Source organism: Ideonella lacteola (assembly GCF_038066555.1).
GTDB classification, from domain to species: domain Bacteria; phylum Pseudomonadota; class Gammaproteobacteria; order Burkholderiales; family Burkholderiaceae_C; genus Ideonella; species Ideonella lacteola.
In genome coordinates, this window is sequence record NZ_JBBUTG010000004.1 from 25,555 (window position 1) to 38,360 (window position 12,806).

Below are 12,806 nucleotides of genomic sequence, written 5' to 3' on the forward strand. Positions count from 1 at the left end.
GGAATGAAGCGTCAGATTACTGACTGACCGGTCAGTAATGTAGGGTCTGTCCTGATCGCCGTCAACGCTTTTGCGCCACCTATTTCGGCACAAACCCGCGAAGGCACAATCCGCGCCCTGTGAGCATTGACCACTACGAGAACTTTCCCGTCGCCTCTTGGCTGTGCCCCAAGCCGTTGCGCGCGCCCATCACCGCCATCTATTGGTTTGCCCGCGTGGCCGACGATCTGGCCGACGAGGGTGACGCGCCGGTCGAGCGGCGCCAAGCCGATCTGGCCGCCTACCGGGCAGAGCTGGCCCGGGTGGCCGCCGGCCAGCCGCCCGCCCAGCGGTGGGCACACGTCTTCGTGCCCCTCTCCCGAGCCATCACAGCCCACCGGCTACCGGTGCAGTTGCTTGACGACCTGCTGGACGCCTTCATTCAAGACACCAGCAACCCCCTCTACCCTGATCGAGCCAGCCTGTTGGACTACTGCCGGCGATCGGCCAATCCAATTGGGCGATTGCTGCTGCACCTGTATGGAATCTGGGATGAAGTGGCCCTCGTGCGCAGCGACCTGATCTGCAGCGCATTGCAACTGATCAACTTCTGGCAGGACCTGAGCGTGGATCTGCCGCGTGGCCGTTGCTACATCCCGCAGAAGGAAGCCACCCGCTTCGGCTTGCTGGCCGACACCGTGCGCGCGGGTGCTGCGGGGCCGGCCGAGCGGGCACTCGTTCGCGACTTGTGCGAGTGGTCGCGCCAGATGATGCTGGACGGCGCCCCGCTGGCACGGCAGATTCCGGGCCGCGCCGGCTGGGAACTGCGCCTGGTGGTGCACGGCGGGCTGCGCATTCTTGAGAAAATCGCCGACATGGACTTTGCCACTCTGTCGCAGCGCCCCGCGCTGAGCCGCTGGGATGCGCCTCGCCTGCTGTGGCGCGCATGGTTGCACACCCCTGGAGCATCGCGTTGACCGCCCCCGCCGCCAACACGCCCGCCCAGTACGTGCAAGAGAAGGCCGCCGGCAGCGGCTCTTCGTTCTACTACGCGTTCATGTTCCTGCCGCCCCCGCGCCGGGCGGCCATCACCGCGTTCTATGCCTTCTGCCGCGAGGTCGACGACGTGGTCGACGAGGTGCACGACCCCCAAGTGGCCCGCACGAAGCTGGCATGGTGGCGCAACGAAGTCCAACAGGCCTACGCGGGTCAGCCGCACCACCCGGTGATGCAGGCGCTGATGCCGGTGGCGCCGGACTACGGCATCGAGGCCCGTCATCTGCAGGCGGTGATCGAAGGCTGCGAGATGGACCTCACCCAGAACCGCTTCCTCGATTTCACCGCGCTCTCGCAGTACTGCCACCTGGTCGCTGGCATCGTCGGCGAGGTGGCTTGCAACATCTTTGGCCGAACGCAAAACAACACCATCGCGTATGCCCACAAGCTGGGCCTGGCGATGCAGCTGACCAACATCATCCGGGACGTGGGTGAAGACGCCCGTCGGGGGCGCATCTACCTGCCGATCAACGAATTGCAGCAGTTCGATGTCAAGGCGCACGAGTTGCTCAAGCGCGATGCCCCTTGGGGATACAGCGATCGATTCCAGGCTTTGATGCGCTTCCAGGCGGAGCGCGCGCACAAAGTCTACGAGGAGGCATTCGCTTTGCTGCCGGAAGCCGATCGGCAGGCGCAGAAGCCTGGCCTCATGATGGCCAACATCTACCGCACCTTGCTGCAAGAGATCGAAAAGGGCGGCTTCCAGGTGCTGCACCAACGCACCTCGCTGACGCCGCTTCGCAAACTCTGGATCGCAGCGCGCACGCATGTCCGAGGGCGTTAGGGTCGCCGTCGTCGGCGGCGGCTGGGCGGGTCTGGCGGCTGCCGTTCACGCCTGTGCCGCCGGACACCGCGTCAGCCTCTTCGAGATGGCGCCCCAGCTCGGTGGCCGAGCGCGCTCGGTGCGCAAAGACGGCCTCACGCTCGACAACGGGCAACACATTCTGATCGGCGCCTACGTCCAGACGTTGGCGCTGATGCGTCAGGTGGGCATGGATGTCGAGGCAGCGCTGCATCGCATGCCGCTCACGTTGCAATACCCGGACGGCAGCGGCCTGCGCCTTCCCGCAGGCCCCGCCCTGCCCGCCTTTGCACGCGGGGTGCTCGGATGGCGCGACTTGCCCTGGGGCGATCGCCTTGGGCTGTTGTGGTGGGCGGCACGTTGGCGCCTGCGCGGCTTTCGATGCCCGCCTTCGATGACGGTGGCGGAACTGGCACGCCGTTGCCCTCGGCGTGCCTATCAAGCCCTGATCGAACCGTTGTCAGTGGCCGCACTGAACACGCCCGCCGAGCAAGCCAGCGGACAGGTGCTGCTCACAGTGCTGCGCGATGCACTGTTCGGCCCACCCGGCGCGGCCGACCTGCTCCTCCCACGGCGCCCGCTCGACGCACTGCTGCCTGACGACGCGAGCCGGTGGCTGCGCGCGCGCGGCGCTCACATCGAACTGGGGCGGCGGGTGATGCGCCTCACGGCGGACGACACCGGTGCCAGCGTCGATGACGAGCCGTTTGACCACGTCATCGTGGCCACGCCGCCCGGCGAGGCTGCACGTCTGCTGGCCGATATCTCGCCCGCATGGAGCGCGGCGGCGGCAGCTTTCACCTACCAGCCGATCATCACGGCCTGGCTGCGGGCGCCGCAGACCCGCTGGCCGCAAACGATGATGGCGCTGCGGGCCGATGGCCTGCGACCCGCCCAGTTCGGCTTCGATCTCGGCGCCCTGGGCGGACCCGCCGACACCTTCGCCCTGGTGGTCAGCGGCGCCGCGCCCTGGGTTTCAGCGGGTGCTGACGCCACGCGCATGGCGCTCATGAACCAGTGGGAAGAAGCTTTCCCCGCCACCACCCACGGCCCAGTGGAGTGGATAGCCAGCCGCACTGAGAAGCGGGCCACCTTTGCTTGCACCCCGGGGCTGAAGCGCTCGCCAGCGCGCGTTCACCCGCGGTTGACGGTGGCCGGAGACCACGTCGAAGGCCCCTACCCGGCCACGCTCGAAGGCGCCGTGCGATCGGGTGTCGAGGCCGCCCGCTGCATCGGCTGACGGGTCCCGAAGGGCGGCAACGGCCGTTGCGCCATTGCGCAGCCGTTTCGTTTTCAGATAGACGTACCCATTTTCGCCATGCAAAATCGGCCATTCGCAGGACGCCGCCGATGACCCGAAAAGACAGTTCGTCACCCAGCATCCAGGTGCTCGCCCGGGCCTTTGGCCTGCTCGATGTGCTGGCTTCACACCAGGACCCGGTGTCGCTCAAAGAGCTGAGCGAAACAACGGGGCTGCACCCGTCGACCGCCCACCGCATCCTCAACGACTTGGCCGCCGGTCGCTTTGTCGATCGCCCCGAGGCGGGCAGCTACCGCCTGGGCATGCGGCTACTGGAACTGGGCAATCTGGTGAAGGCCCGCCTGGACGTGCGCGACGCCGCACTCGGCCCGATGCGCGAACTGCACAAGCTGACGCATCAGCCCGTGAACCTCTCGGTGCGCCAGGGCGATGAGATTGTCTACATCGAGCGCACCTACAGCGAGCGCTCGGGGATGCAGGTGGTACGTGCGGTGGGGGGCCGTGCCCCGTTGCACCTCACCTCGGTTGGCAAGCTGTTCCTCGCGTACGACGATCCGCAGCGTGTTCGGGCGTATGCGACGCGCACGGGCCTCGCCGGCCACACGCGAAACAGCCTCACCGACCTGCCCGCCTTGGAACGTGAGCTCGCCGCGGTGCGGCGGCACGCGATCGCGCGAGACAACGAAGAGCTCGAGTTGGGTGTTCGCTGCATGGCAGCGGGCATCTTCGATGACCAGGGCAAGTTGGTGGCCGGGCTGTCCATCTCGGCACCCGCAGATCGGCTCGAGGAATCGTGGCTCGACCGCGTCAAGGCGACCGCCGCTCAGATTTCTTCAGCCTTGGGGCACCGAGGCTGAGGTGCCCCGCCGAGCGGCTTTGCTCGGCAGGTGAAGCTGGGCCGGCTTGAGCTCGGCCGAGGCGCTCAGCCTGCCGTCGCCTGGACAGCGGCCGTCACCGGCACCAACGGAGCAGCCGCGGGTGCCACCGACGTGGTCGGTGCGGACTGGGGCGGGCTGCTCAGGAGCCACTTGCGGATGCGCTCCGCATCGCCGATGCGCGAGTACTTCCCGGCTGAATCGAGCAGCACCATGATCAGCTTGCGGCCTGCCAGCTGGGCCTGCATCACCAGGCATTGGCCCGCTTCGGTGATGTAGCCCGTTTTCTGCAGGCCAATCTCCCAACTGGGGTTCAACACCAGGCGGTTCGTGGTGCGGTACTGCAGCTGACGATTGCCCACGGCGACCTGGTACTCGGGAGACGTGGACAACTCGCGCAGCAGCGGCACCTGGTGTGCGGTCTTCACCAACAGAGCCAAGTCGCGCGCGCTGGACTGGTTCTGGCTCGACAAGCCGGTCGGCTCCACATACCGGGTATCGCTCATGCCCAGCAACTTGGCCTTGGCATTCATGGCCGCGACAAACGCCGACAGGCCACCGGGATAGTTTCGGCCCAAGGCGTTGGCCGCACGGTTTTCCGACGACATCAAAGCGAGATGCAGCATCTCACCGCGGCTCAATTGCGTTCCGGGGCGAAGACGGGACGAACTGCCCTTTTCGGTGTCGATGTCTTCTTCGGTGATCGTCAGCACCTCATCCAGCGATTGCCCGGACTCCGCGATCAGCAGGCCGGTCATCAGCTTCGTGATCGAAGCGATCGGCAACACTGCTTTCGAATTCTTGCTCAGAAGAACCTCGTTGGTCTCCTGATCGAGCACGTAGGCCACGCCGGATTTCAGATCCAACGGATCGTCTGCCTCGTGCAGCCCCGCCAGTTGGCCGAACGACTGGCGCGGGGGCTCTGCCGCCACCCGACGCGGCGCTGCCACCGCACGCGTCGTGCGCGTGGGCGCGGCGGCCTTGGCGCGGGTGGAACTGCGGGCAACTGGTGCCTTCTTCGCCGAAGTGGCGGAGGGGGACGCGTTCTTCGCCGGCCGGCGCGCTGCGGCATCGGCCGAGGTGGCGAAAGCCAAGCCAACGGCCAAGCTGACCATGCCCAAAAAACGCTTGGAGAAACTGAGCTTGAGCATTCTGTCGTGTGCCACCGCGAGACTGCGCGAAGTCTATTTGAAACAAAAAAGACATGCAAGATCAAAAACTTGCATGTCTTTCCTAAAGTACGCCGAGCGGCGCACTTGGCTCAGAACCGCGCGAGTCTAGCGTGTGATCGGCACCGGTCTGATCCGGTTTAGCCCTGCGCAGCGACCCGTTCGTTCTTGGCGTGCAGCTTGTTCAGCGCAGCGAGGTATGCCTTGGCAGAGGCAACGACGATGTCAGGGTCGTTGCCCACTCCATTGACCACCCGGCCCCCATGCTTAAGCCGGATGGTGACCTCGCCTTGCGATTCTGTGCTGCCCGAGGTTATGGCATTGACCGAATACAAGATCATTTCCGCACCAGATTGGGCCTTTGACTCGATCGCCTTTAGGCTGGCATCGACCGGGCCGTTGCCGTCGCTTTCCGCCACGTGCTCGTCCTCCCCCATTCCGAAAGCGACCCGGGCATGCGGCTTCTCGCCCGTCTCTGAGCGCTGAGACAACGCGACGAAACGGAAGTGTTCGTTCTCCTGCGTGACGCTGTCGTCGCCCACCAGCGCAATGATGTCCTCATCGAAGATCTCGCTCTTGCGATCGGCCAGATCCTTGAAACGGGTGAAGGCGGCGTTGATCTCGGCTTCCGACTCCATCTCGACGCCGAGCTCCTGCAGACGCTGCTTGAACGCATTGCGCCCTGACAGCTTGCCGAGCACGATCTTGTTGGCGGACCAGCCCACATCTTCGGCACGCATGATTTCGTAGGTATCTCGAGCCTTGAGCACGCCGTCCTGGTGGATGCCGCTGGCGTGGGCAAACGCGTTGGCCCCCACCACCGCCTTGTTCGGCTGCACCACGAAACCCGTGGTCTGGCTCACCATGCGTGAAGCCGGCACGATCTGGGTGGTGTCGATACCGACGTCCAGCCCAAAGTAGTCGCGGCGTGTCTTCACTGCCATCACCACCTCTTCGAGCGAGCAGTTGCCGGCACGTTCGCCCAGGCCGTTGATCGTGCACTCGATCTGTCGAGCGCCGCCCAGCTTCACACCGGCCAGTGAGTTGGCCACGGCCATGCCCAGGTCGTTGTGGCAATGCACCGACCAGATGGCCTTGTCGGAGTTCGGGATACGTTCGCGCAGGTGGCGGATGAAGTTGCCATACAGCTCAGGTATCGCATAGCCGACGGTGTCGGGGATGTTGATCGTGGTCGCCCCTTCGGCGATCACGGCTTCGAGCACGCGGCACAGGAAGTCCGGATCCGAGCGATAGCCGTCTTCGGGCGAAAACTCGATGTCACCGCACAGGTTTCGGGCGAAGCGCACGGCCAGCTTGGCCTGCTCGAAGACTTGCTCCGGCGTCATCCGCAGCTTCTTCTCCATGTGCAGCGCGCTGGTGGCAATGAAGGTATGGATACGCCCGCGGGCCGCGCCCGCCAGCGCCTCAGCCGAGCGCGAGATGTCGCGGTCGTTCGCCCGCGCCAGCGAGCAGACGGTGGAGTCTTTGATGTGATCCGCGATGGCCTTCACGGCCTCGAAATCGCCGTTTGACGAGGCGGCGAAGCCGGCTTCAATCACATCGACGCGCAGACGCTCCAACTGCCGCGCGATGCGCAGCTTCTCGTCCTTGGTCATCGAGGCGCCGGGCGATTGCTCGCCGTCGCGCAAGGTGGTGTCGAAGATGATGAGCTTGTCGGCAGCCATGGCAGTCTCGAAGTGGGTAGTGGACAGTCGAAGGACAAAGAAAAACGGCCCGCTGCTTGCGCTGGCGGGCCGTTGATCGGTGGGGAATTCTGCGAAGAGTACGGACGTGGTCGATCAGCGAGCCCAGGGTGCTCCTAGTAGCAGCTTGGCAATGGTGATCGAGGGCCGGTTCATGGTTGATTCAATATAGCACGAGGCGAGTGCCGCGCAAGCAGAAAAATCAGTGCAAGCCACGTTCGTCGGGCTCGTCGGTCGACGTGGCGATCACGCTGACCGGCTTGCCCTTCACCTTGCGATAAGCGTAGACGATGTAGCCCGACACACCGTAGGCACAGAACAGGCCAAACAGCACGGTGGGCGGATGGATGTTCACCAAGGCGATGCCGAGCGCAATCGCCACGATCGCGGCGAATGGCACGGTGCGCTTGAAGCTCACGTCCTTGAAGCTGTAGAACGGCGCGTTCGTGACCATCGTCAACCCTGCATAGAGGGTCAGGAAGAAAGTGCCCCATGGCAAGCCCGCGTATTGGCTGGCGCCCTCATAGCCAGCGTCGTCCATCACCCAGATGAAGCCCACCACCAAGGCGGCCGCGGCCGGGCTGGGCAAGCCTTGGAAGAATCGCTTGTCGACGATCGCGATGTTGGTGTTGAAGCGGGCCAGCCGCAGCGCTGCACAGGCGCAATAGATGAACGCGGCAATCCAGCCGGCCTTGCCCAGACTGTGGAGCACCCATTCGTAAACGATCAGGGCGGGCGCGGCGCCAAAGCTCACCATGTCGGACAGGCTGTCCATCTGCTCACCAAACGCGCTCTGCGTGTTGGTCATGCGCGCCACACGGCCATCCAGGCTGTCCAGCAGCGCGGCGGTGAAGATGCCATAAGCGGCCTGCTCGAAGCGACCGTTCATCGCCATCACGATGGCGTAAAAACCACCGAACAAGGCCGCCAGCGTGAACAGGTTCGGCAGGATGTAGATGCCCCGCCGCCGCGGGCGACGGGGCTCGTGGAACTCGATTTCGTCGTCACTGGGCGCATCGTTGGATGCAACCCCGGCGACGGCCATGGGGGGCAGGTCCGGTTCAGGCATGGGCGCGGAGGATAACGCAGGGCCGGCGCCAAAAACGGATGGGCCGCCCGAGGGCGGCCCATTCGCGGCACAGTGCGCCGAAAACGATCAGTTGCGGCTCTTGTCGACCAGCTTGTTGGCCTTGATCCACGGCATCATCGCGCGCAGCTTCTCACCCACCACTTCGATCTGGTGCTCTTCGGTGAGGCGGCGGCGGGAGATCAGTGTCGGAGCGCCAGCCCGGTTCTCCAGGATGAAGCTCTTGGCGTACTCACCGGTCTGGATGTCCTTCAGGCACTGCTGCATGGCCTTCTTCGTCTCGGCGGTCACGACCTTCGGGCCGGTGACGTATTCGCCGTACTCGGCGTTGTTCGAGATCGAGTAGTTCATGTTCGCGATGCCGCCTTCGTAGATCAGGTCGACGATCAGCTTCAGCTCATGCAGGCACTCGAAGTAGGCCATCTCGGGCGCGTAGCCGGCTTCGACCAGGGTTTCGAAGCCCGCCTTGATCAGCTCGACCGTACCGCCGCACAGCACGGCCTGCTCACCGAACAGGTCGGTCTCGGTTTCTTCGCGGAAGTTGGTCTCGATGATGCCAGCCTTGCCGCCACCATTGGCCGCGGCATACGACAGCGCCAGGTCACGCGCCTTGCCGCTCTTGTCGGCATGCACGGCGATCAGGTGAGGCACGCCACCGCCTTGCTTGTAGGTGTTACGCACGGTATGGCCCGGCGCCTTGGGCGCCACCATCCACACATCGAGGTCGGCGCGGGGCTGAACCTGGCCGTAGTGGACATTGAAGCCGTGCGCGAAGGCCAGCGAAGCGCCTTGCCGAATGTTCGGCTCGACCTCCTTCTTGTAGACCTCGGCGATCTGTTCATCGGGCAGGAGGATCATCACCACATCGGCGCTCTTCACCGCCTCGGCAACCTCGGCCACCTTCAGGCCGGCAGCCTCGACCTTGCCCCACGAGGCACCGCCACGGCGCAGGCCGACAGTGACCTTCACGCCACTGTCGTTGAGGTTCTGGGCATGCGCGTGGCCTTGTGAGCCATAGCCGATGATCGTGACGTTCTTGCCCTTGATGAGGCTGAGATCGGCGTCCTTGTCGTAGTAGACCTTCATGGTGTTTCTCTCTTCGCTGGCGGGAAAATGAATGGATTCGGGTGGGGTGCAGGTGATGTCGTCACACCCGCAGAATGCGCTCGCCGCGGCCGATGCCGCTGGTGCCGGTGCGCACGGTTTCGAGGATGGCGGCGCGGTCAATCGCCTCGATGAATGCGTCGAGCTTGCCGGCGTCACCGGTCAGTTCGATCGTGTAGCTCTTCTCGGTCACGTCGATGATGCGGCCGCGGAAGATGTCGGCCATGCGCTTCATCTCTTCGCGCTCCTTGCCCACGGCGCGCACCTTGATGAGCATCAACTCACGTTCGGTGAACTGGCCCTCGGTGAGGTCGACGACCTTGACCACGTCGACCAGGCGGTTCAAGTGTTTGGTGATCTGCTCGATCACCTCGTCGGAGCCGGTCGTCACGACCGTCATGCGCGACAGAGACGAGTCTTCGGTCGGTGCGACCGTGAGGCTCTCGATGTTGTAGCCGCGGGCCGAGAACAAGGCGACCACGCGCGACAACGCACCGGGCTCGTTCTCGAGCAACACGGCGATGATGTGTTTCATGGGTGACTCCATAGCGCGCTCTTCACGGCCGGCGGAGGTAACCGCCGGCGCTTGGCCACGCTCTCAGGACAACAAGAACAACGATTGGCCCACAGGCTGTGTCAGCACTCCGACCGACGCCACCGGTGCGGCGGTAACCGCACCGACAACATCGGCCTTCACGCCGTCACAGGTCCTCGGACCCCAGCAGCATCTCAGAGATGCCCTTGCCCGCCTGCACCATCGGCCAGACGTTTTCAGTCGGGTCGGTGCGCACGTCGAGGAAGACGGTACGGTCCTTCAGACGGATCAGCTCTTTCAGGGCCGGCTCCACTTCAGAAGGCTTCTCGATCTTGATGCCGACGTGGCCATAGGCCTCGGCCAGTTTCACGAAGTCTGGCAGCGCATCCATGTAGCTGTGCGAATAGCGGCCGCCATAGTCCAGCTGCTGCCACTGGCGCACCATGCCCAGGTAGCGGTTGTTCAAAGAGATGATCTTGACCGGCGTCTTGTACTGCTGGCAGGTCGAGAGCTCCTGGATGCACATCTGGATCGAGCCTTCGCCAGTGATGCAGAAAACGTCCGCATCGGGCTTGGCCAGCTTGATCCCCATGGCGTAGGGCAGGCCGACACCCATGGTGCCCAGGCCGCCAGAATTGATCCAGCGTCGCGGCTCGGAGAAGCCGTAGAACTGCGCCGCCCACATCTGGTGCTGACCCACGTCGGAGGTGATGTAGGTGTCGCGGCCACGGGTGAGTTGCCACAGGGTTTCGATGACATGCTGCGGCTTGATGACCTCATCGCTCTTGCGATAGGCCAGGCACTCTTTCTTGCGCCACTCGTTGATCTGGCTCCACCAGGCGTTGACCGCTTCCTTGTCGGGCTTGGCGGCAGATTCCTTCAGGTGGGCGATCAGTTCCTGCAGCACATCCTTCACGTCGCCGACGATGGGGATGTCGACCTTTACGCGCTTCGAAATCGACGACGGATCGATGTCGATGTGAACGATCTTGCGCTCGACCGATGCAAAGTGCTTGGGGTTGCCGATCACCCGGTCATCGAACCGCGCGCCCACCGCCAGCAGCACGTCGCAGTGCTGCATCGTCATGTTGGCCTCGTAGGTGCCGTGCATGCCGAGCATGCCGAGGAACTTCGGGTCGCCTGCCGAGATCGAGCCCAAGCCCATCAGCGTGTTGGTGCAGGGGTAGCCCAGGATGTCGGCCAGTTCACGCAGTTCGGCCGAGGCATTGCCCAGGATCACGCCGCCACCGGTGTAGATGTACGGCCGCTTGGCACTCAACAAGAGCTGGGCCGCCTTGCGGATCTGTCCGCCGTGGCCCTTCTTGACCGGGTTGTAAGAGCGCATCTCGACGCGCTCGGGGTAGTGGAAAGGCGCCGTCTTCAGCGAGACGTCTTTCGGGATATCGACCACCACCGGGCCGGGCCGGCCGGTACGGGCAATGTGGAAGGCCTTCTTGATCGTGGTGGCCAGATCACGCACATCCTTGACCAGGAAGTTGTGCTTGACGATCGGGCGGGTGATACCGACGGTGTCACATTCCTGGAAGGCGTCCAGCCCGATCGCCGGCGTTGGCACCTGGCCCGTGATGATCACCATCGGGATCGAATCCATGTAGGCCGTCGCGATGCCGGTCACGGCGTTCGTGACACCCGGGCCTGAGGTGACCAGCGCCACGCCGACCTCACCGGTGGCACGGGCATAGCCGTCAGCCGCATGGATGGCCGCTTGCTCATGGCGGACCAGGACGTGCTGGATGCTGTCTTGCTTATACAGCGCGTCGTAGATGTAGAGAACCGCGCCGCCGGGGTAGCCCCAGAGGAACTGCACGCCTTCAGCCTGCAGACAGCGGACGAGGATTTCCGAGCCGTTGGGCTCGGCGGAGGGGGAGGAAGTGGGGTGCGGTTGTGCCGAAGCGGCACGCTTGACTTCCGCGGCAGACATGTCCATATCGAACCTCTGTGAATTTCTCTGACGAAAAACCATCGGTGAACCTCCTCGCGCCCTTGTGAGGCGGACTTGGAACCTGCGCGTTTCAACTTTGCCGGTGCCCGCGGTCGGGTCGGCCTGAACGACGAGTTCGCAAATTGTGCGAAGCAGCATTATTGCATCGGTTTGTGCTTGTGCATGTGGCGCGCATCCCGAATGACATAATCGCCGCCGATTTCGAGGGGTTTCCCCGGCCCCCAGCCCGCCTTGGCGACCGACAAAGAACTGACCGACTTCCTCAAGAGCGTTGAAAAGCGCGCGTTCAAGCGTACGGCCTACACCGTGCGTGACGATGACGCGGCGCTGGACATCGTTCAGGACGCCATGATCCGGCTGGCCGAAAAATACGCGGATCGGCCGCCTGCGGAGTTGCCGCTGCTGTTCCAGCGCATCCTGTCGAATGCGACGATGGACTGGTTCCGGCGCCAAAAAGTGCGCAACGCCGTCGTCCAGAACATGTCGGATTTCGACGGCGGAGACGAGGATTCCGATTTCGACCTGCTCGAACTGCTGACCACCATGGAGGGTTCGCTGGGCGCGGAAAGCGCGGCGGACACGGTTGGTCGGGAACAGATTTTGCTTTTGATAGAAAAAGAGATTGCCCTGCTTCCAGGTCGTCAACGCGAAGCCTTCCTGCTTCGTTACTGGGAGGAACTGGATGTTGCAGAAACAGCCAGCGTCATGGGCTGCTCGGAAGGCAGTGTGAAAACACACTGCTCACGTGCCGTCCATTCGCTGGCCAAAGCGCTCAAAGCCAAGGGAATCGCGCCATGAACAGCACTGTCAGCCGCTCGGCCGCGGACGTCGAACGCCTTGAGGCCCGTTTCGGGCTGCGCGTGGGGGCCATGCTCCACGAACAGGCCGACCAGACCCCGCACGACATTTCCGAGCGATTGCGCGTGGCGCGTGAGCGCGCCCTCGAGCGCGCGCGTCATGCGCGTGTCGCGCCGGCGGTCGCATCGGCTCCTGCCGACGTGGTGGTCGGTCGAGGCCGCACAGGCATCCTGGGCCGACAGCCGGGTTGGCTGTTCCGCTTCGCCTCCGTGATGCCGCTGATCGTGCTGGTGGCCGGGTTGATCGCCATCGACGAGTGGCATGACCGCGCGCAGATCGAAGCTGCCGCCGAATTGGATGCCGCGCTGTTGGGCGACGAGTTGCCGCCAGATGCATACAGCGATGCGGGCTTTGTCGAGTTCCTCAAGGAAGACAGCCCGCAGTAACCAGGACTCTTGCCCATCGCCCGCCGAC

Annotated in this window: 12 protein-coding genes; 6 read left to right on the forward strand and 6 right to left on the reverse strand. The window is 64.1% G+C overall.

Features of this window, described 5'->3' with window-relative positions; genetic code table 11:
• Positions 1-119: 119 nt before the first annotated feature.
• The 4 genes from hpnC (at position 120) to AACH06_RS08095 (ending at position 3,955) form a co-directional block, all read left to right on the forward strand.
• Positions 120-956, forward strand: coding sequence for a squalene synthase HpnC (gene hpnC, locus AACH06_RS08080; protein ID WP_341425141.1), 837 nt, complete (start codon positions 120-122; stop codon positions 954-956).
• Positions 953-1,819 (forward strand): presqualene diphosphate synthase HpnD, encoded by an 867-nt coding sequence (hpnD, locus tag AACH06_RS08085; protein WP_341425142.1) that lies wholly within the window; start codon positions 953-955, stop codon positions 1,817-1,819. The genes hpnC and hpnD overlap by 4 nt, the downstream gene beginning before the upstream one ends.
• A complete protein-coding gene (gene hpnE, locus AACH06_RS08090; RefSeq protein ID WP_341425143.1) occupies positions 1,803-3,077 on the forward strand; it encodes a hydroxysqualene dehydroxylase HpnE in 1,275 nt (424 codons plus the stop codon). Before hpnD ends, hpnE begins: the two co-directional genes overlap by 17 nt.
• Before the next feature lie 110 nt (positions 3,078-3,187).
• A complete protein-coding gene (locus AACH06_RS08095) occupies positions 3,188-3,955 on the forward strand; it encodes an IclR family transcriptional regulator (RefSeq protein WP_341425144.1) in 768 nt (255 codons plus the stop codon).
• 65 nt (positions 3,956-4,020) lie between these two features.
• On the opposite strand, the gene pbpG is transcribed toward AACH06_RS08095, so the two are convergent.
• The 6 genes from pbpG to AACH06_RS08125 all read right to left on the reverse strand — a co-directional run bounded on the left by pbpG (position 4,021) and on the right by AACH06_RS08125 (position 11,519).
• Positions 4,021-5,124, reverse strand: coding sequence for a D-alanyl-D-alanine endopeptidase (pbpG, locus tag AACH06_RS08100; RefSeq protein WP_423222002.1), 1,104 nt, complete (start codon positions 5,122-5,124; stop codon positions 4,021-4,023).
• Between the two features lie 158 nt (positions 5,125-5,282).
• On the reverse strand, positions 5,283-6,827 hold the full coding sequence (locus AACH06_RS08105) for a 2-isopropylmalate synthase (protein WP_341425145.1): 1,545 nt from the start codon (positions 6,825-6,827) through the stop codon (positions 5,283-5,285).
• 220 nt (positions 6,828-7,047) lie between these two features.
• Complete coding sequence (gene pssA, locus AACH06_RS08110) at positions 7,048-7,914, reverse strand: CDP-diacylglycerol--serine O-phosphatidyltransferase (protein ID WP_341425146.1); 867 nt, start codon at positions 7,912-7,914, stop codon at positions 7,048-7,050.
• Between the two features lie 87 nt (positions 7,915-8,001).
• Positions 8,002-9,018: a ketol-acid reductoisomerase gene (gene ilvC, locus AACH06_RS08115; RefSeq protein ID WP_341425147.1), complete on the reverse strand. Its 1,017-nt coding sequence runs from the start codon at positions 9,016-9,018 to the stop codon at positions 8,002-8,004.
• Positions 9,019-9,079: 61 nt separating this feature from the next.
• Entirely contained in the window at positions 9,080-9,571 is a 492-nt protein-coding gene (ilvN, locus tag AACH06_RS08120) for an acetolactate synthase small subunit (RefSeq protein WP_341425148.1), read from the reverse strand.
• A 166-nt stretch (positions 9,572-9,737) separates the two neighbouring features.
• On the reverse strand, positions 9,738-11,519 hold the full coding sequence (locus AACH06_RS08125) for an acetolactate synthase 3 catalytic subunit (RefSeq protein WP_341425149.1): 1,782 nt from the start codon (positions 11,517-11,519) through the stop codon (positions 9,738-9,740).
• A 246-nt stretch (positions 11,520-11,765) separates the two neighbouring features.
• On the opposite strand from AACH06_RS08125, the gene AACH06_RS08130 reads away from it, so the two are divergent.
• A complete protein-coding gene (locus AACH06_RS08130; protein ID WP_341425150.1) occupies positions 11,766-12,332 on the forward strand; it encodes an RNA polymerase sigma factor in 567 nt (188 codons plus the stop codon).
• Positions 12,329-12,778, forward strand: coding sequence for a DUF3619 family protein (locus AACH06_RS08135; RefSeq protein WP_341425151.1), 450 nt, complete (start codon positions 12,329-12,331; stop codon positions 12,776-12,778). The genes AACH06_RS08130 and AACH06_RS08135 overlap by 4 nt, the downstream gene beginning before the upstream one ends.
• The last annotated feature ends 28 nt before the right edge of the window (positions 12,779-12,806 follow it).